The organism is Bacillus sp. KNSH39, assembly GCF_052656585.1.
The window spans coordinates 5212528-5235312 of the sequence record NZ_JBQXYO010000001.1 but is presented as its reverse complement, the minus strand read 5'-3'; the positions used below and the strand labels follow the sequence as shown (position 1 = coordinate 5235312).

Sequence of the window (22785 nt, the reverse complement as noted above, 5' to 3'; positions counted from 1 at the left end):
ACAAAAAAGTTCTATCCGTTAAACGAATAGAACTTCCCAAATATAAATCGCTATACAAAAATAATAGTGTTATGTAAACAAAATTATAAAGAAAAACTGTCTTATCAATGAATAAGACAGTTTTTCTTTATAATCCTATATTAAAAGTTAAACACGAAGTCATCGTCAGCTAACTTTTCAACGTTCGTTGCTTTTACGTAACCATTTCCTTTTACAGAGAAGAAATCATGGTTTTTCGTATCTGTACGTAAACCATTTAAAACGATTGGGTTAATTTCTTCTTCTTCAAACTTCGGCTCAAGTCCTAAGTTCATAAGCCCTTTATTCGCATTGTAACGAACGAAACGATTTACATCTTCTACAAGACCGATAGAAGTGTAAATTTCTTCTGTATAGGCCATTTCAATTTCATATAGTTCCATTAATAACTCTTGTGTTTCTTTTTGCACTTCTTGTTGCTCTTCTGCAGAAAGTTCTGCGAAGATTTGTTGTGCTAAAATACCGACGAATACGCCGTGAATTGACTCATCACGAATTATCAAGTTGATAATCTCACCACTTGCTGTTAGTTTTCCTTGACCAGCTAAGTAAAGTGGATAGAAGAATCCGCTATAGAATAAGTAACTTTCTAAGAACACACTTGCTACCATTGCCATGTATAACTCTTTTTTTGTTACTTCAGGCTTTAATAAACGACGATAGTAACTAGTAATAATACCAGCTTTTTTCTCAAGTAACGGATGATTGTCTACCCAGTCAAAAATATCATCAATCTCTTCTTCTGTAGCTAATGTTGTGAAAATGTGACTATAACTTTTCGCATGTACTTCTTCCATAGCTCCCATGAAAGCTAATACACTTTTCGCTTGTAAATTTTCAAGATGAACCAGTACAAGTGGCATTCCTTCGCCACCTTGTTTCGTATCTAAAAGTGTTAAACCACCTAATACACGCTTATAAGCAATTTGCTCTTCTTTCGATAATTGCACCCAAGTATTTTTGTCAGACGAAACCGCAATTTCTTCTTCTGTCCAAAACTGAGCGATGTTTTGCTTCCAAAACATTAAACTAAAATCATCTTCTTTTTTGTTCCAGTTTACCGCACGCATTAAATCGCCCCTTCTCTAAATATGATAACTAAGCATGAGCAGGGTTCAGAAAACCCTGCTCATCATGTCTCACTTTTTATATTAAACGGTACAAGCCACACACTCTTCCACGCTTAATTTACGTGTTCTCGTATAATACAGACTCTTTAAGCCTTTTTTATGTGCATAGATGTAGTAACGTGCTAATTCACGTGTTGAAATATCACTATTAACGTAAAGAATTGTACTAATTCCTTGGTCAATATGTTCTTGAATTTCTGCGATTAAATCAATTAATTTAAACTGATTCATATCGTAAGAAGATTTATAGTACCAGAACGTATCTTTTGATAAATACGGCATTGGATAATATGTTGTCGCATTCGCATATGTTCTTGATTCGATTTGACTTACGATCGGCATTACGCTTGAAGTTGCATTTTGAACGTAACTGATTGATTGTGTTGGAGCAATGGCAAGACGATATGAGTTGTATAAACCATTCTTCTGCACTTGCTCTTTTAAACTTGTCCAATCTTCTTTTGTTGGAATATGAATTCCTTCAAATAGTTGCTGAACTTTTTCAGTTACTGGGCTGTAATCTGTCGTTTCATACTTTTCGAAGTATGTGCCATTCGCATAATCAGATTTATCGAAGTCCTTAAATGTCTCGCCTTTTTCTGTAGCGATTTCCATACTTTTCTCAATAGAGTAGTAATTTAACATCATAAAGAATGTACGAGCGAATTCTTTCGCTTCTGCACTTTCATAAGCGATTTTATTTTTTGCTAAATATCCGTGTAAGTTCATTGCTCCAAGTCCAACTGAATGAAGCTCGTCATTTGCTTTTTTCACAGTTGGTGCATTCGGAATAATCGTCATATCAGAAACAGCTGTTAAAGCTTCCATTCCCGCATGAACTGCTTCACGAATTTCTTTATTTTCCATTACGTTTACGATATTTAACGATCCTAAGTTACAGTTAATATCACGACGGATAATGTCATCTGTACCGTAATCATTTATTTCTGAAGTTTCTTGAAGCTGGAAGATTTCTGTACATAAGTTCGACATCTTCACAGTTCCAATATCCTTCAATGGATGTTGATTATTTGCATTTGATTTAAACATTAAGTATGGGTAACCAGACTCAAGCTGAATCATAGCGATTTTAATAAGCATATCACGTGCACTAATATCTAGTGGCTTCTTCTTCACTTTCGGATTGCTCATTAATTCATCGTACATTTCATCGATATCAATGTCATCTAAATGCTTTCCGTATTCTTTATACACCGTGTAAGGCGCGAAAACATGGAAAGGTTCGTTTTTCTCAGCAAGCTCAAAGAACTTACTTGGAACGATAATTCCGATTGATAGAGACTGAATACGGCTCTTCTCATCGGCATTTATTTTTTTTGTATCAAGGAATTCAATAATATCCCAATGGAAAATGTTTAAATATACTGCACCGGCACCTTTTCGTTGGCCAAGCTGATTCGCATATGAAAACGAATCTTCAAGCAATTTCATAACAGGTACTACGCCACTTGCAGCGTTGTCGATACCTTTAATTTGCTCACCGCGTGCGCGTAGCTTAGATAAGTTTAAAGCTACTCCCCCGCCGATTTTCGATAATTGCATCGCAGTATTAATGTTAAAGCCGATCGAATTTAAGCTATCGTCCATCTCTAACAAGAAACAAGACACCATTTCTCCTCTTCTGCTTCTTCCCGCATTTAAAAAGGTTGGTGTCGCTGGTTGGTAGTTTTGTTTTACAATCATGCTTGCGAATTGTCTTGCCTTCGAAACATCACCGCGTCCTAAGTATAATGAAACAATTGCTACACGATCTTCATAGCTTTCTAAGTATTGTTTTTGATCATTCGTTTTTAACGCATAATCTTTGTAGAACTTAGATGCTGCCATATAAGATTGGAACTCGAAGTTTTCACCATAAGCGATGTTATATACTTCCTCTACTTCCTCCAAGCTATACTCGTCCAGAACGTTGTAATAGTAATCATGTTCTTTCATATACTCCATTCGCTCTGCCACGCTATTAAAAGGAACGGTATTCTCTCTAGCTTCTTCCATAAAGACTTCTAATGCCTCTTTATCTTTATGAAGCTGATAAAAACCGTCCTGCATTTGCGTGATTTCATTATTCAGTTCAATGTGTCGCAATCTCCCGCACCCTTTCCTTAAAATATTCTACATCGTTATTTGTTCCAGATAACTCAAATTTTGATACAATAGGCACTTCATATTTAGTAGAAATCTTGTCAGCACTTGCACCGAACATGTCTCCCCAGTTACGATTGCCGCTTGCAGATACGCCTTTTAATTTTTCATTATTGCGCTCTAAAAAGTCTAAAACACGTTCTGGTACATTGCCAAAACCTGTTGTATACGTAATAAGAATAAAGTCTTCATCTATTACTAGATCTTCATCAATTTGAACGGCCGGCATATTTAATTTGTGAATGAAACGCTTCACGTTTCCTGTCATAGAATCATATGCAACTAACATTTCCGACCCTCCCTCTCAAATCTATATTCTCTATATGTTGTTCTTGATTTCTCTATATATTGTATTACGTTTCAAAATAAGACACAAGATATATGTATAAATTCTTTCTTTTTTTAACTTTTACTTTTCGACATGATAGCCGTTTTTTTTCAATACAATGACTATGAAACAACATTCTAAAACTCATGTCAATAAAGTGCTTTTCAAAAAAGTTGTCAACGAATTTAACCTTATTTTTAAAAAAGTTAACAATATATTTTGTCATAAAACGTTAGATGCTGAAGAAATATATTTCTCCAGCATCACGCAAAAAAGAACAGATATGAAACTATAATCTGCTCTAAAAAACGATTACATTTATCAAATTTACCTTATTAAATATATTATACATATACTTTCGTTTCTCGTTACATACTAAAAGATAACTATTATAGAAAAAGATTATTATTATGGAACTTCAATTTATTTATGAAAAGTTTATTCAGAGTGCTCAATGCGCAAAATATCTTTTACAAATATATGATGCGGATTTTCATCTTTATCAATCATTGTACATACCGGAGCCTCTTCATCAAAGTATACAATCATTCCTTCTACGTACTGATATGTATGTCGAACTTGTACAGTTACTTTAATTTCTACTGCTTCTTCATATGCTCTTTTTATTTTCTGAAGCATTTTTGCTGAACATTTTCGTTTCTCTGGATACATAACCATTCCCATAAATCGATTGCCGGCTCTATCTTTCCACATATAATCCCAATGTGGTAAAATGCCTTGTTTAAAATCGCCCATAATTCCCCTCTCCTTTATCTTTTATTTATCCCGCATTAAACGTCCGATTGGTGAAAGGCTACTAATCAGTGAGAGATGCCCTGCTGATCAAAATTCCTCTTTATGAACGTGGCGTTTCTGAATATGTATAAATCACTTGCCCGCCTCGCTGTGCGTTACCAATGAAATGCTTAAAGTCTTCTCTATTTACAACAACTTCTCTGAACGTATAAAATACATCTTTCGTAACAACATACTCCTTTATTTCACCATTTTTTAGCTGATCTAAAATTGTATTTGCTAATTCTTTATCCATGTATTTCACCTCTCTGCAATATTTTATTTTATCGTATATTCTATAGGTCAACAACTGTAAATTTATCCCGCTATTTGCAGGTAGTGCGATTGGTGTTGACTACTAATCAGTCGTGGAATGAACAAAAAATCTTACTGATTAACGTTTCACTTTATCTCGTTGTTATGTCATGATTTTATTTTCGTTATTTCGCAAACAATATCGTTTTACTATATGTCCACTAAATATCATATACTAACATAGCTACTTCTCTATATCAAACATTTCGGCATTCAATTATGCAAAGTTCCATACCACTATGCTACAATATACAAATAGAACTAGGAGGGATACTATGATTCGGAAAGCAAAAAAGACAGATGCAATGGCAATAGCTCCTTTATTGTATAATGCTCTGCATGAAATTGCTGAAAAAATCACAGGTAGCACAGATGAAGCAGAAGTATTACTAGGACTTGAGACATGGTTCTCAAAAGAAAATAACCGTCTGAGCTACGAAAACTGTTTTGTCTATGAACAAGACGAGAGTGCAGTTGGAGTTATTGTCGCTTATCACGGTAGTGAAGCAACACAGCTTGACGCACCAATTGTACATCACTTAAGAAAATTACATAAAGATGAATCAATTACGTTAGAAAAAGAAGCTGAGCTTGATGAGTATTACATTGATACACTATCAGTTTCAAGTGCACACGGCGGAAAAGGTATCGGTTCTAAATTAATTGAAGCTGCCGAAATCTATGCAACTGAAAAAGGGCATGAAAAAATCGCTTTACTTGTTAATTTAGAAAACACACGCGCCTATTCACTATACGAAAAGTTAGGTTATAAAAAAGATGAAATTGTTATGCTAGTAGGCGAACCTTATGCTCATCTCGTAAAACCATTAAACGTCAAAATTTCTGTATCTTAAAAAGAAAGCACACGATTTATATAAATCGTGTGCTTTTATGTTAAATTCGTATTTAATATATTTCCATCCATCGCCTCGTGAAACGTATATGTTGTACATCCCCATGGCTTTCTATGCAAAATAGGCGAACCAGACCATCCCATTGCCCTCAGCTCCGTTCCAATCATCGAATTAAAATAATTATGACCTACAAGAGCAATACTTCCATGTACGAGAGCATAACGATGTAATACGTAAGCTGCTTGCCTTGCCCTCTCTCTTACTTCCTTATAAGATTCAACATTTTTATGGTAACCAAGTATCCATAATGCTCGTCCAATACACATCCATACGTTAAGTTTACACTTCAACCATTTTGGCGCATAAAAGCTCGCCGGAACTGCCGCTTCCCTAAAAAGAGAATTTTGTATAAAACATAAAGAATCCATTAATTCAGCTGCTGACTGTACAGCACACTTTTGATCACTCGTTACAATCAATTTCGCTACTTCAACCGCTTCTCTTGTTTCCAATGGTATAGGTTGTTTTTCTGTTATAGTATGTAAGTCATATCCTTTTATCCATTCATGAAAGGATGTAACCGTCATTGGTTCTATAGTACAATCTAAGCGACCATGACGAATAAAAGAAATCTTCATTCTTTTCACTCTCCATTCATCACTTATGAACTCTATTATGCACTAGTTCTAAACATCATACCACGCAAGAAAATAAAGTTATATACCTTTACATCTCCCCACCACTATCATGTGTTATCGAAGCATGGATACCATCCATCCCATCAAAATATGTACTCGTATCATATTGACGAATCTTTTTTAAATGCATATAAGAAAATAAAAATAAAATTAAAGCTATAACACTCCCCACAAATTCAAACATCATTTTACCGCCTCTAATTTCTCCCACTTCAGCAGGTTATTCTACTTTTTCATTATACCTCGATATAAAGATTCTCGCATTTTTGCTATTTTTTTCAAAAAACATGGATTTTCTACATATTTTCTTACAAAAAGTGAATATTTTTCGAATTTTTACTTTGGAAACATTTACAAAGTAGGAAATATGGTTCAAAATAGGAGGAAATAAAAAAACCCAAATTTATTCTTTTTTTGGGAAAACTGTAACAAGGAGAGTTGCTTATGCAGATCGCAGAAACTGGAGATATCATCGAATTTAAAGGTGGAATGCAAGGCCGTGTTCAAAAAGTAAATCAAAACTCTGTTATTGTTGATATAACAATTATGAAGAATTTTAGAGAACTAGATATGGAACCTCTTACAGTTGTAAGTCATAAAAACTATACTGTCATTAATCAAAATGCATAATATAATAGAAAGAAAGGGCCTGTATAGTATACAGGCCCTTTCTTTCTATTAACGATTATCAATTGTTTCCGGATATAGATCGTGGTTCATCATGCGGTAATCAGCCATTTGTTCATACTTCGTCCCTGGGCGCCCGTAGTTGCAGTATGGATCAATTGAAATGCCACCACGTGGTGTGAATTTCCCCCATACCTCAATATAACGTGGATCCATTAATTTAATTAAATCGTTCATAATAACGTTCATGCAATCTTCATGGAAATCACCATGATTGCGGAAACTAAATAAATACAACTTTAAAGATTTACTCTCTACCATTTTTTGCTCTGGAATATAGCTAATATAAATTGTTGCAAAATCTGGTTGTCCTGTTTTCGGGCATAAACTTGTAAATTCAGGACAATTGAATTTTACAAAATAATCACGGTTTGGATGATTATTATCAAATACCTCTAATATTTCTGGGCTATATTCAAATAAATATTTTGTATTTTGATTCCCTAGTAATGTTACATCTTTTAAATCTTCATCTAATCTTCCTGTCATTTTAAACATCCCTTCTCGTTATACGCCGCGCTTATTTCCCCATACTAACGCATGAAGCTGAGGCAATACTTTTGCATCATTCATCTCTTTACAATTTACAGCTTTATCAATCAGCCATTCATACTTATCTAATAATTTTTTTATAAGCATCGCATCATCCACTGTTTTTGTATCATCGTTTCCTACTTGTAAGAAAAATGGTACCTTTGGATAACGTTCGTGCATCTTAACTGCATATTCAAAATCATGATCATCGAATACTACTACTTTTAAACTAATATCTTTTCCTGCTAGTTTCTGAATAATAGCATCTAACCTCTGAAAATCTGTTTTCATCGTTGAACTTGGTGGTTTTGGAGAAATTGTTATCTCATCAATTTGAAGTAACCAATCTTGCCATTTACTCCCTTGCGTTTCAATTGCCGTTCGCATTCCATTTTCTTTTAATATAGAAAGAAGAAACTCAATATTTTTCAATAATGCCGGATTTCCACCTGAAATCGTAACATGAGAAAAATTTTCTCCTCCAATTGCAACAAGCTCATCCCAAATATCTTCTGGTGTCATCTGTCTAATTTGATCTTTAGCTGATCCATCCCACGTAAAAGCAGAATCACACCAAGCACAGCTATAATCACAACCAGCTGTACGAATAAACATTGTCTTTTGCCCTACAACCATTCCTTCACCTTGAATAGTCGGACCGAATATTTCTAAGACAGGGATTTTACTCATCAAGCATCCACTCCCGTCTTACTTCCGCATAACTAGTCGGCGTCTCAAATAAACGAACAAATTCAACGCGAGCTCCTTTATATTCGTTCACTCGATTCTCTTTTGTTAGTGCTTCTGCCATCTTTTCATAAATCCAAACGACCATATTTTCAGCAGTCGTATTCATTGCAGGTAACGTTTCGTTTAAATAACGATGATCTAGATAAATTTCTATTTCATTCTTCCAAATTTCTTTTATATCTCCAAAGTCAATTGCAAGACCTATTTCATTTACATATCCACTAATTCCAAATACAACTTTATATGTGTGACCATGTAAGTTTTTACATTTCCCTTCATAACAGTGTAAATGGTGTGCTGCATCAAATGTAAATTCCTTGCTGACCATTACTCTTTTATTATGGTATTTGAGTTGTTTACGCTGAATATCCTTGTCCATTTTTTGCAAATTCTCTACGATGCGAAATCCAAAAAAGTTATCCATTAGTTGTTCGCTCCTTCGCGTTCTTGTAGGTACGTATCTAATCCTGCTTTACGAAGTTGACATGCTGGACATTCACCGCAACCATCACCAATGATTCCGTTATAACATGTTAATGTTTTTTCTCGAACAAACTCAAATGCTCCAAGTTCATCTGATAATTTCCATGTTTCAGCCTTATCAATCCACATAAGTGGCGTGTGAATGACAAACGGGTAATCCATAGATAAATTTAAAGTAACATTTAACGATTTCACAAACACGTCACGGCAGTCTGGATAACCACTGAAATCAGTTTCACATACACCCGTTACAATATGACGTGCTCCAACTTGTTTTGCTAATACAGCAGCAAATGATAAGAAGAGTAAATTTCGTCCATCTACAAATGTCGATGGCAATTCACCTTCTTCATGTGTAATCTCCATATCCGTTCTCGTTAACGCATTTGGAGCAAGTTGATTTAATAGACTCATATCTAGTACCGTATGCTTTATTCCTAGTTCTTTTGCAATTTCCGCTGCACAATCAATTTCTAGCTTATGACGTTGATTGTAATTAAACGTTACAGCTTCTACCTCTGCAAACTGCTCTATTGCCCAAAATAAACATGTCGTACTATCTTGTCCTCCACTAAAAACAACAACTGCTTTTTCTTTTTTCATTTCACTCATTCTCCTTCTCTACTATAAATAAGAAGAAAGAACGTTCTTGAACTGTCACAATAAAAAAACAAAACAATACCTAAGGATATTGTTGTTTCCATAGTTTTTTATAGAGGGAGTTCGCGAACCTCTCCCGCGCGGTGCACGGAATTTCTTCTTTCATTGACATAGCTTATTGTAACATATTGTATACTAGCGTAAAAATTTCTGATTTTTCCGCTATTTATTATTTCATTTCTTTCATTTTATAGTATGATTAATTTAATATAAGAAGAGAGGAGGCATCCCACTGAAATCTTTTATTATTTATCTCTTTTTAAATATATTATTCATCCTGATTACAATGCTCGTATATCATTTATTTTGGAATCAAAAAGGGAAACGCTCTCCTAAATTAAATTCAGCTATATTCATTGTACTCTGTTGCCTCGCTACCGTACTCTGTATTACATTTGCAGCAAAAACAAATAATGGTTTTCAATTTGATATGCGCCATATTGTATTAATTGTCGGTACATTAACGGGAGGGCCTATTGCTGGTGGTTCTATCTTAGTTGTATTAAACATATATCGCTTATTATTAGGTGGGGTAGGTGTTTTCCCATCTCTTATCGGTTCTGTTCTTCTGTTTATTGTTCTATTATTAACATATAAATTTTTCAATCGAACTTCTAATCGTATAAAAATAACACTTGCTATTATCTACAGTCTCACATACGGATTTAGTTGGATACCCTTCTTCCTTTCAAAGGTTACAAATAAGACTGATTATATACCGCATATTATTGTGTATGAATTATGTTCAATGCTTGGTACGATTCTAATTTTATATTTACTACACATATTACAAACTCAAGTTCGTCTCCAAAATGAACTTATAAATGCTGAAAAGTTTCATTTAATTGGTGAAATGGCAGCGTCTATCTCTCATGAAATTCGCAATCCATTAACTTCAACGAAAGGTTTTTTACAACTGTTACAATCAGATACATGCACTGAGCAGGAACGAAAATTATATATCGACATTGCCATTAATGGCATCGAACAAGCAAATCATGTTCTTACAGATTATTTAACCTTTGCTAAACCAAGCATTGAAAAAGAACAAATATTACAGTTAGAAGAAGAATTACTACATGCATTGTCGCTAATTACACCGCTTGCTAATTTAACAAATGTACGTACTCATTATATAAAGCAAAGCACTTCTTTTTTTATCGCTGGAGAAAAGCAAAAACTAAATCAATGTTTATTAAATATTTTAAAAAATTGCATTGAGGCTATGCCAAAAGGCGGTGATCTTTATTTCACATTAGTTCCTGATCATAAGCATATTCAGTTATATATAAAAGATACAGGAGTCGGTATGGATTCAGAACAAGTAAAACGTCTTGGTTCGCCCTTTTATTCAACGAAAGAAAAAGGTACTGGACTTGGAATGATGGTCGTATTCAGTGTTGTTCAAGCTATGAATGGAAAAATTGATATTATAAGTGAAAAAGGAATCGGTACAACCTTTTTATTAACTTTTCCACTCATACAAAAAACGTGATGAAATACTCATCACGTTTTTTCTGTTCCTTCAACTAATTCAGCAAAAGCTTTCACTTTTCCGTGCGGTTGTTGATTTTCTTTACGTGCTTTCCAGGCGCGCTCTTCTTCTCGCTTCTTCTTAGACATGTTTTTTCAACTCCTTCTTTTCTTTCTTATTTCTCCATGTAGTATTCCAAAATAAGAAAGAAAACTATGCACGTATCAAAAAAGAAGTGGTTTCCCACTTCTTCCACTTTAGCGTTGCAAAATTGCATGTTTCGCCTCTTTTAACTGCGTAAGATGTCTTTGTTCATGCAAATCAAGAAATTGAACCCATTGATACAAATTCAGATCATTAAAAACAGGATGCTTTAATCCATTTTCAAATAGATCTTTTTCATCTATAACACTATGAAGCGCGTGTAATAGTTCTTGGCGTGAATGTTCTAGCAATTGAATTCCTTGCTGTTTTTTCATTAAAGTTTCTGTTGGTTGCATTTGCTGAGGAGCTTCTCGTTTATGTGTGCGATCAAGCGTAAGCTGGAGGTCTTTAAATGGAGTCATGTTTCTTTCATTTTTTTGTAAAGCATATACAAGGGCAGACGTGACAGATTGTTCAACTAAATGCAAGTGGTGTAAAATTTGAATAATACTCCATTTATCACGGCGTGGCTTTACATTCACTTCTGTGTCATTTAACATTTCAATTTCTGATAATAGCGTGCTTCGAGTAGCCTGTAATGAGTTTACTAAACTTTCTAAACTTACATCCATATTAGATTGAAGCATACTTGTTCCCCCCTTTTGTTGGTGAAAAGAGGTGCTCCTTATTAGAAACACCCCTTTAGTATTCTGAATTTTCTTTTATTATCTCATCATTTTCCCATTATGTCGATGTTAAACATGTGAAAAAAAGCGCATGTTTTTTACAATTTTGTGTCGTCAATCGCATGTAACCATGCTTCAATTTCTGTAATAACACTTTTCACACAGCCTTCAGCAAATGGTGATGTTAAATTTGCAACCTCTACTAATTCTAAGAACGATTTACTTCCACCTTGTTGGCACAGATTCACATAATCTTCCCACGCCTCTTGTCTATTATCTCTTGCACGTTTCCAAAATTGTAGCGCACAAATTTGAGCAAGCGTGTAATCAATATAATAGAACGGTGAGCTATAAATATGCCCTTGACGTTGCCAAAAACCACCGCGCTCTAAATAATCATTCTCCTCATAATCACGATGTGGTAAATATTTCTTCTCTATGTTACGCCATGCTGTCTTACGCTCTTCAGGTGATGCTTCAGGATTTTCATATACATAATGTTGATATTCATCAACAGATACACCATAAGGTAAAAACAGAAGTGCTGAACTTAAGTGAGAGAAGTAATATTTATCTGCATCTTCTTCAAAGAATAGCTTCATCCATGGCCATGTAAAGAATTCCATACTCATAGAGTGGATTTCACACGCCTCATATGTTGGCCAATTATATTCTGGAATTTCAAATTTACGACTTTCATATACTTGGAAAGCATGACCTGCTTCATGTGTTAATACATCAATGTCACCAGATGTTCCATTGAAGTTTGAGAAAATAAATGGCGCTTTATAATTCTCAATATATGTACAATATCCGCCACCAGCTTTTCCTTTTTTCGCAACTAAATCTAATAAATCATTATCTAGCATGAAATTGAAAAATTCATCTGTTTCAGCCGATAACTCTTTATACATTGTCTTTCCATGATCAACAATCCAATCCGCATCTCCTTTTGGAGTTGGGTTACCTGTAGCAAACTCAAAGTTTTCGTCGTAATAAGCTAACTTCTCTACACCGATACGTGCTTGTTGTCGCTTTCTTAATTCCGTTGTAACGGGAACGATATAATCTAGCACTTGCTGACGGTAATTAGCCACCATCTCCGCATTATAATCTGTACGGTACATTCTTGCATATCCAAGTTCAACAAAGTTTTTGAAACCTAAAGATTTTGCGATTTTCGTTCTCACTTTAACAAGCTCATCATAAATACGATCTAGTTCTTCCTCATTTCCAGCTAAAAATCCGTAGTATGCTTCACTTGCTGCTTTACGTTCGCTTCTTTCTTTTCCTTGCATAAACGGAATCAGTTGCGATAACGTTCTTTCTTCTCCAGCAAAGTCAATTTTTGCAGATGCTAATAACTGTGTATATTGCGATGATAATTTATTTTCTAATTGTAAATCTTTCACGACTTCATCTGAATATGTTTTTAAATCACATTCTGCTAGAGCAAATAATTGTTTTCCATAATACGCCTCTAATTCTTCACGAAATGGAGAATTAATGAGTGCCTTATAATATTTTGTACCATATCCTTGTACAACTGGAGAGAATTCATCAAAGAAATCCTGCTCCTCCTTATAAAAAGTATCCGTCGTATCAACAGAATGGCGAATGTAACAAAGGTTTCCCATTGTACCAAAATCGTTGCGAATCTCATTAATTGAATGAATGACTTGTTTTTGTTCTTCTACAGTTTTTGCGTTATCAAACTTCTCTAAAGCAACAGTAAATTTCTCTTTTAACTCTTCAATATTTGGGCGTTTATATTCATAGTCTTTAAATGACATGAACGAGCCTCCTCTCCATTACATACCTTTATTATAATTCAATACGTATTCTTGAATTCCCTCTTAATTTTCAACAAATTTCGGCAGTGATTGCCCTGAGCTCATTACAAATAAAAAAGCCTTGGATTTATTTATCCAAAGCTCCTTTGGAACATATTATTTTTCATACTTCCCAATTTTTTTTAATAAATCAAGTAATTCATCTTTTTCATCTTTCGTTAACATTTCAAAAGACTGATGTATAACTTTCTCATGCCCCGGAAAAATAGAAGCAATAAAGTTCTCGCCAGACTCAGTTAATTGCGCGTAAATAACACGTCTGTCATTCGGACATGGAATTCTCTTTACTAATCCCTTTTTCTCCAGCTTATCTACAACATATGTAATGCTGCCACTAGCTATTAAAATACGCTCACCAATTTGCTGAAGTGGTTGACCGCCTTTATGATATAGCAGTTCTAATACAGCAAATTCAGTTGGATTTAACCCGTTACTTTGTATAGATTTATTTGTAGTATCCATAACAGAACGATGTACACGAGATAATGCAATAAATACTTTTAAAGATTGAGAAATATCTTCTCGTTCATTATTTGATGTCATACAACTTTCAACCCTTCACTTAAATTCTCAGCAATAAAAAGAAAATGCCAGTTCATACTTCCTGTGGATTCCGAATGAGCATTCACTCATCCATTTCCTCTCCCCTAATATATTAAGAATCATTCTTGAATAAAAACATGACAATTTTAACATAGTTTATATATAATGATAATAAAAAAAGAAGGAGTACCACATTTGAAAGTCAAATTCCAAAGCATAATTGTATATATATTGCTTGTTATCCTACCGACAATAGGGATTGGTGCTACATTTTATTCGTATCATACATATAAAATGAAACAGGAAAACAAATTATCTGCTCATACAGTTCTCTTTTTATATAGAGATTATTTGGATCATCATCTTGGTGAAGCAATTTCTGCTTTAGACATGCTTGCAAAAGTTGTAGGCACCGAGACTGGTAATATAAATGGTATTAAACAAATTGTACATGATACAGATGGAAACGATGCACGCTTTTCTGGTCTATATTACGCTACACCAGAAGGAGTCATTACAATCGCATCTGAAGATGAATCAAAGCCTATAGATGTTTCAGACCGTAAATATATTCAAGACGCGCTCCAAACTAAAAAAACCACTGTATCATCAGTCATTACTGATCGCGTTCTTGGACATAAAGCTATTATGATTGCTGCCCCCATATTTAATAAACAGAAGGAGCTCTCAGGATTATTATTAGCTAGTTTACGCTTTGATTACATTTCATCTTCTTTAAATGCCATTAAACCACAATACCATTTTGAGGTAACTGATAAACATGATGTAGTTTTTCTAACCGATGATAATAACGACACAAGTGATACGCATTCTAATATGCTTACTACCCCACTCCAAAGATTAAATTGGAAGGTCTCTGTTTCTCCATTACCTATTCATCAAAAAACCTTATACCAGTGGGTTGCAATAGAGTGTATAGCTACTTTATTTTTAATGTCTATTTTATTTTTACTTGCTCAATATATGTTGTTAAAACGTCAAACAAAAATTGAAAGGCAACAAAATGAACTACAAAAAATTGAATTAGTTGGAACTTTTGCAGCGAGTACAGCACACGAAATCCGTAATCCTCTTACTGGAATTAAAGGACTCGTCGCTCTATTAAAAGAGAAATATAAAGATGAGCAAGATCAGTTCTACTTTTCCGTAATTGAACAAGAAATAGAGCGAATCAATGAAATTGTAAGTGAATTTCTTATTCTCGGAAAGCCAACCGCCATCATCGAACAAACGTATGATGTAAGAAAAATTCTAAATGAGGTAGCATTAATTATTCAATCTGAGGCGAATTTACATAACATTGTATTCCATTTACATCTGCCAGACCATCCTGTTCATATCCGTTGTTCGAAAGACCATATGAAACAAGTGGTTTTAAACATTACAAAAAATGCAATTGAGGCCATGACTTCTAGTGATACACTAACCATTGTAGTAAAAAACAATGAAACACACGCACAATTGCAGATTATAGATACTGGAAAAGGGATTCCGCAACATATTCAAAAACACCTCTTTCATCCGTTCTTTACTAATAAAGATACTGGAACAGGTCTTGGACTTGTCATATGTAAACGAATTGTAGAGATGTATAATGGGCATATTTTTATTGACAGTACAGAAAACGAAGGAACAACAGTTCATATCGAAATTCCGTTACACATAGTATAATTATCCTTATCCTATAAGGGTAATTATACTTATTTCATAAAACCAGCCACAAGCATTCGCCAAAAATTATTTGATTTTCCTTCATACCCGATTTGGAAAATAGGTATTTTTATAATTGAAAACCATTTCGGTGTTTGTTTTTCTTTATAACATTGATATTGTAAAATAAGCTTGTCCAATTCTTGACTAACTTGAATTGTCTCCCTACTATTTAGCCCACTTGTTAATCCTAGTTGAATCATTTCTTCACGTTTCATATGAATATCACGTGAAAGCTTTTCTAATGTGTACTTCCTTTTTACAGTAAACATCCATATCCCCCTTATTATACTTCCATGCTCTTAACTTCACTTCTCCATTGACTTTTTTAACTACTTAATCATATGCAAATTTGAAGAATCAGAAATTTTAACATTTTCTCCCTGTAATTTACAAATCTTTACCCTCACTTTGAGAATTATTACAAATTATTCTATCTTTGTAAATACATTCGCAATAATAGACATTTTTTTCATCTTGTTTTTTTATAAATGCTACGTAAACCGTGGATTCTTAATTTTCCACCTACTTTTCTTCGACATTTTTTGTTTAATTTATATAAAAAAGCAAAACATAATGATGATTGATAAAGTGAAACTTTAATCAGTGTTTTTTGTTCAGCCCCCACTGATTATTAGCATTCACCAATCGGGTAGGCAGTGAATCTCCCACCTATCCAGCCCAATGTTGAGGTGGGAGTCTTACTCCCCACAAATAGCGGGATAACAATAGAAAGGAAATATTTATATGCGAAAATATACGATTGCATTATTCATCATTGTTTTGTTTTTACCGTCCTTCTTATTTCCTATTCAAGCAAATGCTCATACGAATAAAGTTGCTATTGTCATTGATGATTTCGGAAATAATATGAAGGGGACTAATCAAATGTTATCACTTCCCATTCCACTCACTGTTGCTGTTATGCCTTTTCTTCCTTCCACAAAAGAAGATGCAATAGCTGCCCATAAGAAAGGCCATGAAGTTATTATACATATGCCAATGGAACCTATAAAAGGTAAAAAAGAATGGCTTGGGCCGAAAGCAATTACAACTGATTTAAGCGATGAAGAAATAAACAACCGACTTGAACAAGCGATTCAAGAAGTACCGCATGCAATTGGAATGAACAATCATATGGGGTCAAAAGTAACAGCGGATGAAAGAATTGTTCGCCTTATACTTGCTGCTTGTAAAAAACACGGTTTATTTTACTTAGATAGTAAAACGAATCCTAATAGTGTCGTCCCAAAAATCGGAAAAGAATTAGGAGTTCCTATTATTGAAAACCAACTATTTTTTGATGATGTGTATACAGCAGGACATATTTCAAAACAAGCCCAATTACTCATCAAAAAAATTCAAGAAAAACCTATTATGGTAGCTATCGGGCATGTGGGCCCTCCAGGTGAAATTACATCACGCGTTATTGAAACTTCTATCCCTAAAATTCGTGAGCATGCAGACTTTATTTTCTTATCTGATCTAGCATTATCCCCGCCCCCTGTTTCAAAATAAAGTTCATTACTCACATAAAGTGAAACTTTAATCAGCCCTCACCAATTGGACTTTTATGGGCAATCCGTCCCCCCACTTAACTTCTTTACTTGCGCTGAATTTTGAGGCTCGGATTTTACTGCCCACAAATGGCGGGACAAAAAAGTACCTATCTATATATAACAGATAGGTACTTTTTTTAACTTAAATATAATCTACATGACTCACTCTGAATCCTTTTTTCTCTATTTTTCCGATTAATTGCTTTAATCTTGTTTCATCTAACTCATCTGATATATTTACAATAACGCGGCGGATATATTGATCACCGTTATCTAACGTAAATAGGCCACCGATATTATATGCTTTTAACAATGTCCCAAGCTCTTTAATCGTTCCCTTACAATCTTGTGTTGCAATTGTTAATATATAACCACCTGTTCGCATACCAAATGAATCTTCAATAACATCAAATATATTCGAATGCGTTAACATACCGACAAATTCATTATAATCATTTAGCACGGCTAAAAACGGAAGCCGACGAATTACATAAAAAGCTCTGAAGAATGAATCCTTTTCAAAAATAAATGCATTGGAATCATCAAGCATATCCCCTGCACTTACATGCTCTAATCCGCTATTGCATTTTTTTTCTAATAAATCTACTTTATAAATAATCCCCGTGAATTTCTTCTCATCTTCTGCTAATACCGGGATGGCTCGAAATCCCGTTTCGTTCATCATTTGCAGTGCCTCTTCACCAGAATCATTTATCTTGCAAAATGTTACTTGCTGCTTTGGCAGAAAATGATATTTAACTCGCAAAATATGTTCCTCCTTACATGTCAACATGTAATCTATATATAATAAGGAGACCTATATTTTATGAGTGAAATTATTTTTAAAACGCTTTCATTTGTTTATTAACTTGTAGCCATATCACATCCATTTTTATATAACAGAGCTCCTTGCACCCTTAATCATTAATAACTTTACATGATAGTTCATTAAATATTCTATACCCTCTAGCCATTTTTTCGCTTCTTCTGGCGTTTTTCCCCACACAATCATGCCGTAATTATGAACAAGAACTACTCCTCCACCTTCAATGAAATTCGGAACATTGCTTTCTAATAAATCAGCGAATTTTTTTTCATCTTCTACAATTGGAATTGTCATTTCTGTTATACCTTCTTTTCCGAAAACACGCTCCACACTGCGTTTATCGAACGTTACTTCTCCTTCTTCCCCATATAACTCTGATATTAAATGACTATCTACAGTCTGCACTTGTAAAATACATCCTGCACTACTTTTTTTATAAATATCCGCATGCATAAATGACTCTGCAGCTGGTTTTTCTTCATTTTCAAATACTGACTCGCACATGCAATTTACGACAATAAAATCTTCTTCCGAAAATAGCCCTTTATCTCTTCCCTCAACATTTACTAAAAATGTTAACGGCTCTTTTGACGTACATAGCGATAAGCTAATTTTGGTACCATAAAACCAATCACGAAGTGCCAATTCAGATTTCACATCTTTTAATTCATTCCATTTCTTCAGAAAAAATAACATTTCGTCACCCCCGGCATAATATTCATATAAGGTTCGAATCCTTTCTATGTAAAAGGAATATTTTTTGATTATTCTAAAAATTTAATTGAATTATCACATGAGAACGCTTTTTTGTCAATATAGTTTCGTGGTTCTTCTTTAAAATAGGCTATTCATATGTCTATACTCCTATCTATTTCATTTTGCACATAAAAAATACGCTATTCTTTAATTAAAGAATAGCGTATTTTCCTCATTTTTTATTCCGCATTAACGGGCAGCCCGATTGGTGAGGGCTACTAATCAGTGGGGAATGAACAAAACCCCCACTGAATAAAGTTTCACCTTATTTCTTTATTGCATTATACAAAAACTGCGCGTATTGTTCACGTGTTACGAAATTATCTCCTAAAAAATTCCCTTCCCCGTCGCCTTTTGATATTTTATTATCCACTAAAGCTTTCACATATCCTTTCGCCCAATGGCCATTTGGTACATCTTTAAAATTCTCTGCACTATTTTCATTTTCTTTTAACTGAAATACTCTTTGTAGTACTACTGACATTTCATATCGAGTTAATACTCCATCCGGACGGAACATACCATTTCCATAGCCTGTCATAATTCCAGCTTGAACCACTGCATCAATAGCCGTTTCATACATATTTCCTTTCGTATCTATAAATGCCGTTTTTTGTTCTAGATTATTTTCTAATTTTAAATACCTTTGTATTAGAAGTGCTACTTGTCCACGAGTAATGTTATCACCAAATCCAAATTCACCATTTCCATAGCCTATAAATAATTTTTCTTTCGCTAAGTAATTAATTGCTTCTTCTGACCAATGTCCCTTTGGTACATCTTTAAATTCTACCACTTCTGTTTTCTCATCTTCTTTAGATGTATTACCGTCTTTACTTTCTACTACATTTTGAATAACAGATCCTGTAAAGAAGATTCCTGTATCCGCGAATGGATCTTTCACACCAAATTCATATACTTTCTCACCTGGTGTACTCCATTTCACTACACCATTACTATACGTACCATTATCGCTCTTCAGACGGATTTTCGTAGAAATCTCACCATCTTTTTCATATATAGGTACTTTTACTTCTTTATTTACTTCTGTTTCCTCTAAAAATACTTTTTGATTTTGGACATTAATATAAGCCGTCTTACTTAGTTCTATAACTGGTCGGACATCACGGATTTCATTTGCAACAAAACTTAGAAATACTAATTTTTTTAAATTACTAACTGGTGATAAGTCTGAAATATAATTCGCTTCTAAATCAAGCTTTTGTAAGTTTACTAAACTTGATAATGGAGTAATATCCTTTAACTCATTGTTAGGTAAGTGTAATTGTTTTAACTGTGTCATCTTACTTAGAGGAGTAACATCTTTTATTTCATTTTTCCCGATCCACAATTCTTCTAATTGCTTCATTTGCTCAATGCCAGATAAATCTTTAACTTTATTACGTGTTAATACTAAGTCTGTTAAAGGTAATGAATATAACGCTTTAATATCTTCAATTTGATTACCTGCTAAAGTTAAGTATGTTACATTTTTTAAAGCGCTTAATGGAGCAACGTTCTTAATTTTATTATTTGCTAAATTCAAGTAATCTAGTTGTTCCATTTTCGCTAATGCTGTTACATCTTCTATTTGGTTGCCTGATAGATATAAACTTTTTACATTTTTCATTTCAGTTAGTGGTGCAACGTTTGTAATTTTATTATTACTTAAATCAAGAGATTCTAAATTATCCATCTTAACAAGTGGCGTTACATCTGCAAATTCATTACCACGCAAAGCTAAATGATTTAATTGCTTTAAGTTCGCAAAGAACGACGGGTCTTTTATCTTCGCATTCGCAACTGTTAAAGATTTTAAATTTGGCATATATTTTAATGCACTATAATCAAGTATCTCATTTGTATTTAAAAACAAATCCTTTACTTGTAATAAATCTTCTTTCGTAATTGGTGTATTTAAATCTTTTCTATTAAATACTTTTTTATTAACAAGCTCTCTTAATTTGTTATCTGTTATCATATTTTGATTATCAACTGGATTATCCGTTTCCGTATTTCCTGAATTAGAGTTATCATCTGGTTTCTCTGTTTCTTTGTTACCTACAGTTGGATCTTTAATTTCAAATTGAACTTGATATTTGTGATCATATCCAATAGCTGGAATAAGTATATGCATTTGCATATTGTGCTTCTTCTCAAACTCGCCAATTTCAAATTGAACTACTTTCGTTCCATTCTTCCTCTTATCTTCTGACAAAACCTTCACATCATGAAATACACCAGGCTGGTTTTTATCTTCTATTCTAAGATATTGAAAATAATCGCTATCTTGCATTGTTACAGTGACAATTTTTTTGCCAGCTGCAATCGTTACTTTAGGATCTTTTATATATTGAGAAACCATAGATGGCTCGTCTTTTTGGTCCTTATATATTTTAATTTCAGTATCATACGTGCGATCACTCGCTGCTGCTACCGATTGATTTGCTTCAACTTTTAATGCCGCTAATGCTGGAGTAGAATACGTAGCAAATGGAATTGCTAATGTTGTCGCTACTACTAGCGCCTTCATATAATTTTTTTTCAAAATAATATCCCCTATCATATACAATTTTTATAATTGATAACCCTTATCAATTACCTATAAATAAATGATAATGAATATCATTATCATTGTCAATGAGAATATTACATTAAATTTATATTTTTAAAGATAAAAAATAAAAAGCCCTTTATTCAAAGGGCTTTTTTACCTATCGTATGAAGAATTTCACTTTTTTCCTTCTCATTGATGACACCAATTTTTTGCAAAATATTCGCGTACAATACAAGTTTATTATATATTCGTTCTGACATGTTCTCCCTTCTTTCCTTCGACCAACTTTTTTTGTATTGGTAAATTATATGAAAGAGATGAGAAAATGTGTCCACTTTTTGCATAAATGCAAATCTTTTATTTTACGATTTGCAGACAATAAAACTCCCTCCTAAAAATTAGGCGGGAGTTTAGGCACTTTCACTTTATTTAACAAACTGTCCACTGAATATTATGCTTCATAAGTTCTTCTTCAAAACTATATGGCATTTTTTTATCACAAATTACATGTTGAATACGTGAAAATGCTGCTATACGATAATTCCCTTTCACGCCTACCTTCGTATGATCACATAAAATATATGTCTTCTCAGCTAATTTCATCATCGCCTCTGACAATTTCGCTTTCTCTAATTCAAAGCTGGAAACTCCAAAACTAGGTAATAACCCATCAATCGAAACGAACGCTTTATGAAAATGGAATTGCTGTATTACTTGCTGAGAAATAGACCCTGATACACGCGAATGCTTTGGAGATACTTTTCCACCTATAAATAAAACTTCACCGTGAAACATCTTTTTATTAATAGAAGAAATTAATTGTGTTGCGACTGGAAATGAACTTGTTACAATCGTTAAGTTTTTACGATGAACAAGGTATGGAACCATTTGAAGCGGTGTACTTCCATCATCAATTGCAATGACATCACCATCTTCTACAAATGTCGCTGCTTTATAACCAATTCTTTTCTTCTCTTCTATATGTAACATTTCTCTTTCTAACATTGGCGCCTCTACCCCAGCGCCTGGAAGTTGAACAGCTCCACCATACACTTTTTTCAGCTTCTTTTCACGATCTAATTCTTCTAAATATCGACGAATCGTTTCTGTTGATACAGCAAATTCTCTCGCTAATTCTGAAACCTTTACTTTTCCTTTAAATTCTACCTTTTCAAGAATGGTTCGCTTTCTTTCTTCTCCTACTACAGACATAGATTCAC

25 protein-coding genes and 1 riboswitch are annotated in these 22785 nt (G+C 33.8%); of the genes, 5 read left to right on the top strand and 20 right to left on the bottom strand.

The genetic code is table 11. The annotated features are described in order from the left end of the window. Positions 1-140 precede the first annotated feature (140 nt). From nrdF to ACUL40_RS26850, 5 genes are all read right to left on the bottom strand, one after another. A complete protein-coding gene (gene nrdF, locus ACUL40_RS26870; protein WP_001203029.1) occupies positions 141-1109 on the bottom strand; it encodes a class 1b ribonucleoside-diphosphate reductase subunit beta in 969 nt (322 codons plus the stop codon). Positions 1110-1190: 81 nt separating this feature from the next. Continuing rightward, positions 1191-3275 (bottom strand): class 1b ribonucleoside-diphosphate reductase subunit alpha, encoded by a 2085-nt coding sequence (gene nrdE, locus ACUL40_RS26865; RefSeq protein ID WP_001215839.1) that lies wholly within the window; start codon positions 3273-3275, stop codon positions 1191-1193. After that, positions 3262-3621 carry a class Ib ribonucleoside-diphosphate reductase assembly flavoprotein NrdI gene (nrdI, locus tag ACUL40_RS26860; RefSeq protein ID WP_000959447.1) on the bottom strand — a complete coding sequence of 120 codons (360 nt, stop codon included), beginning with the start codon at positions 3619-3621 and terminating at the stop codon, positions 3262-3264. The genes nrdE and nrdI overlap by 14 nt, the downstream gene beginning before the upstream one ends. 477 nt (positions 3622-4098) lie before the next feature. Next, positions 4099-4416 carry a hypothetical protein gene (locus ACUL40_RS26855; RefSeq protein WP_000502205.1) on the bottom strand — a complete coding sequence of 106 codons (318 nt, stop codon included), beginning with the start codon at positions 4414-4416 and terminating at the stop codon, positions 4099-4101. A gap of 100 nt (positions 4417-4516) precedes the next feature. Further along, positions 4517-4711, bottom strand: coding sequence for a hypothetical protein (locus ACUL40_RS26850; RefSeq protein WP_000356684.1), 195 nt, complete (start codon positions 4709-4711; stop codon positions 4517-4519). Positions 4712-5045: 334 nt separating this feature from the next. Here ACUL40_RS26850 and ACUL40_RS26845 point away from each other — a divergent pair, with 334 nt between their 5' ends. Continuing rightward, positions 5046-5624 (top strand): GNAT family N-acetyltransferase, encoded by a 579-nt coding sequence (locus tag ACUL40_RS26845; RefSeq protein ID WP_065212133.1) that lies wholly within the window; start codon positions 5046-5048, stop codon positions 5622-5624. A gap of 35 nt (positions 5625-5659) precedes the next feature. Here ACUL40_RS26845 and ACUL40_RS26840 read toward each other — a convergent pair whose 3' ends face one another. Together ACUL40_RS26840 and ACUL40_RS26835 are read right to left on the bottom strand one after the other, a co-directional pair. After that, positions 5660-6262 carry a hypothetical protein gene (locus tag ACUL40_RS26840; RefSeq protein ID WP_000703101.1) on the bottom strand — a complete coding sequence of 201 codons (603 nt, stop codon included), beginning with the start codon at positions 6260-6262 and terminating at the stop codon, positions 5660-5662. An 88-nt stretch (positions 6263-6350) separates the two neighbouring features. Beyond that, positions 6351-6506 (bottom strand): hypothetical protein, encoded by a 156-nt coding sequence (locus tag ACUL40_RS26835; RefSeq protein ID WP_000461432.1) that lies wholly within the window; start codon positions 6504-6506, stop codon positions 6351-6353. 260 nt (positions 6507-6766) lie between these two features. Between ACUL40_RS26835 and ACUL40_RS26830 the strand changes: the two genes are divergently transcribed. After that, entirely contained in the window at positions 6767-6952 is a 186-nt protein-coding gene (locus tag ACUL40_RS26830) for a YkvS family protein (protein ID WP_001165082.1), read from the top strand. A 48-nt stretch (positions 6953-7000) separates the two neighbouring features. On the opposite strand, the gene queF is transcribed toward ACUL40_RS26830, so the two are convergent. The 4 genes from queF to queC are packed head-to-tail and all read right to left on the bottom strand — an operon-like array spanning position 7001 to position 9379. Further along, positions 7001-7498: a preQ(1) synthase gene (gene queF / locus ACUL40_RS26825; RefSeq protein ID WP_001986050.1), complete on the bottom strand. Its 498-nt coding sequence runs from the start codon at positions 7496-7498 to the stop codon at positions 7001-7003. An 18-nt stretch (positions 7499-7516) separates the two neighbouring features. Further along, a complete protein-coding gene (gene queE, locus ACUL40_RS26820) occupies positions 7517-8233 on the bottom strand; it encodes a 7-carboxy-7-deazaguanine synthase QueE (RefSeq protein ID WP_000036294.1) in 717 nt (238 codons plus the stop codon). Then, a complete protein-coding gene (queD, locus tag ACUL40_RS26815; RefSeq protein WP_000368414.1) occupies positions 8226-8717 on the bottom strand; it encodes a 6-carboxytetrahydropterin synthase QueD in 492 nt (163 codons plus the stop codon). The genes queE and queD overlap by 8 nt, the downstream gene beginning before the upstream one ends. Further along, positions 8717-9379, bottom strand: a complete 663-nt coding sequence (queC, locus tag ACUL40_RS26810) for a 7-cyano-7-deazaguanine synthase QueC (RefSeq protein WP_000711595.1) — start codon at positions 9377-9379, stop codon at positions 8717-8719. The genes queD and queC overlap by 1 nt, the downstream gene beginning before the upstream one ends. A 93-nt stretch (positions 9380-9472) precedes the next feature. After that, a riboswitch (PreQ1 riboswitch) is annotated at positions 9473-9516 on the bottom strand. Between the two features lie 206 nt (positions 9517-9722). Here queC and kinB point away from each other — a divergent pair. Then, on the top strand, positions 9723-10931 hold the full coding sequence (gene kinB / locus ACUL40_RS26805; RefSeq protein WP_000964154.1) for a sporulation sensor histidine kinase KinB: 1209 nt from the start codon (positions 9723-9725) through the stop codon (positions 10929-10931). Between the two features lie 11 nt (positions 10932-10942). Here kinB and ACUL40_RS26800 read toward each other — a convergent pair whose 3' ends face one another. From ACUL40_RS26800 to ACUL40_RS26785, 4 genes are all read right to left on the bottom strand, one after another. Continuing rightward, on the bottom strand, positions 10943-11059 hold the full coding sequence (locus tag ACUL40_RS26800; RefSeq protein WP_000038355.1) for a DUF6254 family protein: 117 nt from the start codon (positions 11057-11059) through the stop codon (positions 10943-10945). 108 nt (positions 11060-11167) lie between these two features. After that, positions 11168-11701 carry a DinB family protein gene (locus tag ACUL40_RS26795; RefSeq protein WP_000941961.1) on the bottom strand — a complete coding sequence of 178 codons (534 nt, stop codon included), beginning with the start codon at positions 11699-11701 and terminating at the stop codon, positions 11168-11170. Positions 11702-11838: 137 nt separating this feature from the next. Continuing rightward, positions 11839-13533: a M3 family oligoendopeptidase gene (locus ACUL40_RS26790; protein WP_000008577.1), complete on the bottom strand. Its 1695-nt coding sequence runs from the start codon at positions 13531-13533 to the stop codon at positions 11839-11841. A 156-nt stretch (positions 13534-13689) separates the two neighbouring features. Then, positions 13690-14136 carry a MarR family winged helix-turn-helix transcriptional regulator gene (locus tag ACUL40_RS26785; RefSeq protein WP_000203336.1) on the bottom strand — a complete coding sequence of 149 codons (447 nt, stop codon included), beginning with the start codon at positions 14134-14136 and terminating at the stop codon, positions 13690-13692. A gap of 195 nt (positions 14137-14331) precedes the next feature. Between ACUL40_RS26785 and ACUL40_RS26780 the strand changes: the two genes are divergently transcribed. Further along, on the top strand, positions 14332-15828 hold the full coding sequence (locus ACUL40_RS26780) for a DUF3149 domain-containing protein (protein WP_000865068.1): 1497 nt from the start codon (positions 14332-14334) through the stop codon (positions 15826-15828). 29 nt (positions 15829-15857) lie between these two features. Here ACUL40_RS26780 and ACUL40_RS26775 read toward each other — a convergent pair whose 3' ends face one another. Continuing rightward, positions 15858-16139, bottom strand: a complete 282-nt coding sequence (locus ACUL40_RS26775) for an aspartyl-phosphate phosphatase Spo0E family protein (RefSeq protein ID WP_000495536.1) — start codon at positions 16137-16139, stop codon at positions 15858-15860. Between the two features lie 475 nt (positions 16140-16614). On the opposite strand from ACUL40_RS26775, the gene ACUL40_RS26770 reads away from it, so the two are divergent. After that, entirely contained in the window at positions 16615-17385 is a 771-nt protein-coding gene (locus ACUL40_RS26770) for a divergent polysaccharide deacetylase family protein (protein ID WP_001234107.1), read from the top strand. Positions 17386-17568: 183 nt separating this feature from the next. On the opposite strand, the gene cbpA is transcribed toward ACUL40_RS26770, so the two are convergent. The 4 genes from cbpA to ACUL40_RS26750 form a co-directional block, all read right to left on the bottom strand. Next, positions 17569-18192, bottom strand: a complete 624-nt coding sequence (gene cbpA, locus ACUL40_RS26765) for a cyclic di-AMP binding protein CbpA (RefSeq protein ID WP_001264208.1) — start codon at positions 18190-18192, stop codon at positions 17569-17571. 126 nt (positions 18193-18318) lie between these two features. Next, positions 18319-18948 carry a class II aldolase/adducin family protein gene (locus tag ACUL40_RS26760; RefSeq protein WP_000896006.1) on the bottom strand — a complete coding sequence of 210 codons (630 nt, stop codon included), beginning with the start codon at positions 18946-18948 and terminating at the stop codon, positions 18319-18321. Between the two features lie 325 nt (positions 18949-19273). Further along, positions 19274-21574 carry an NEAT domain-containing leucine-rich repeat protein gene (locus ACUL40_RS26755; protein ID WP_074047889.1) on the bottom strand — a complete coding sequence of 767 codons (2301 nt, stop codon included), beginning with the start codon at positions 21572-21574 and terminating at the stop codon, positions 19274-19276. Positions 21575-21994: 420 nt separating this feature from the next. After that, positions 21995-22777, bottom strand: a complete 783-nt coding sequence (locus ACUL40_RS26750) for a DeoR/GlpR family DNA-binding transcription regulator (protein ID WP_000117666.1) — start codon at positions 22775-22777, stop codon at positions 21995-21997. Between the last annotated feature and the right edge of the window lie 8 nt (positions 22778-22785).

Coding starts and splice junctions, on each gene's coding strand:
- ACUL40_RS26800 (WP_000038355.1), bottom strand. CDS start 11,059: ATGTCTAAGAAGAAGCGAGAAGAAGAGCGCGCCTGGAAAGCACGTAAA.
- nrdF (WP_001203029.1), bottom strand. CDS start 1,109: ATGCGTGCGGTAAACTGGAACAAAAAAGAAGATGATTTTAGTTTAATG.
- ACUL40_RS26855 (WP_000502205.1), bottom strand. CDS start 4,416: ATGGGCGATTTTAAACAAGGCATTTTACCACATTGGGATTATATGTGG.
- ACUL40_RS26750 (WP_000117666.1), bottom strand. CDS start 22,777: ATGTCTGTAGTAGGAGAAGAAAGAAAGCGAACCATTCTTGAAAAGGTA.
- ACUL40_RS26775 (WP_000495536.1), bottom strand. CDS start 16,139: ATGTTTACTGTAAAAAGGAAGTACACATTAGAAAAGCTTTCACGTGAT.
- queC (WP_000711595.1), bottom strand. CDS start 9,379: ATGAAAAAAGAAAAAGCAGTTGTTGTTTTTAGTGGAGGACAAGATAGT.
- queD (WP_000368414.1), bottom strand. CDS start 8,717: ATGGATAACTTTTTTGGATTTCGCATCGTAGAGAATTTGCAAAAAATG.
- nrdI (WP_000959447.1), bottom strand. CDS start 3,621: ATGTTAGTTGCATATGATTCTATGACAGGAAACGTGAAGCGTTTCATT.
- ACUL40_RS26790 (WP_000008577.1), bottom strand. CDS start 13,533: ATGTCATTTAAAGACTATGAATATAAACGCCCAAATATTGAAGAGTTA.
- ACUL40_RS26840 (WP_000703101.1), bottom strand. CDS start 6,262: ATGAAGATTTCTTTTATTCGTCATGGTCGCTTAGATTGTACTATAGAA.
- ACUL40_RS26795 (WP_000941961.1), bottom strand. CDS start 11,701: ATGCTTCAATCTAATATGGATGTAAGTTTAGAAAGTTTAGTAAACTCA.
- ACUL40_RS26835 (WP_000461432.1), bottom strand. CDS start 6,506: ATGTTTGAATTTGTGGGGAGTGTTATAGCTTTAATTTTATTTTTATTT.
- ACUL40_RS26845 (WP_065212133.1), top strand. CDS start 5,046: ATGATTCGGAAAGCAAAAAAGACAGATGCAATGGCAATAGCTCCTTTA.
- ACUL40_RS26785 (WP_000203336.1), bottom strand. CDS start 14,136: ATGACATCAAATAATGAACGAGAAGATATTTCTCAATCTTTAAAAGTA.
- ACUL40_RS26760 (WP_000896006.1), bottom strand. CDS start 18,948: ATGTTATTTTTTCTGAAGAAATGGAATGAATTAAAAGATGTGAAATCT.
- ACUL40_RS26755 (WP_074047889.1), bottom strand. CDS start 21,574: ATGATAGGGGATATTATTTTGAAAAAAAATTATATGAAGGCGCTAGTA.
- kinB (WP_000964154.1), top strand. CDS start 9,723: ATGCTCGTATATCATTTATTTTGGAATCAAAAAGGGAAACGCTCTCCT.
- ACUL40_RS26850 (WP_000356684.1), bottom strand. CDS start 4,711: ATGGATAAAGAATTAGCAAATACAATTTTAGATCAGCTAAAAAATGGT.
- ACUL40_RS26770 (WP_001234107.1), top strand. CDS start 16,615: ATGCGAAAATATACGATTGCATTATTCATCATTGTTTTGTTTTTACCG.
- ACUL40_RS26830 (WP_001165082.1), top strand. CDS start 6,767: ATGCAGATCGCAGAAACTGGAGATATCATCGAATTTAAAGGTGGAATG.
- queF (WP_001986050.1), bottom strand. CDS start 7,498: ATGACAGGAAGATTAGATGAAGATTTAAAAGATGTAACATTACTAGGG.
- queE (WP_000036294.1), bottom strand. CDS start 8,233: ATGAGTAAAATCCCTGTCTTAGAAATATTCGGTCCGACTATTCAAGGT.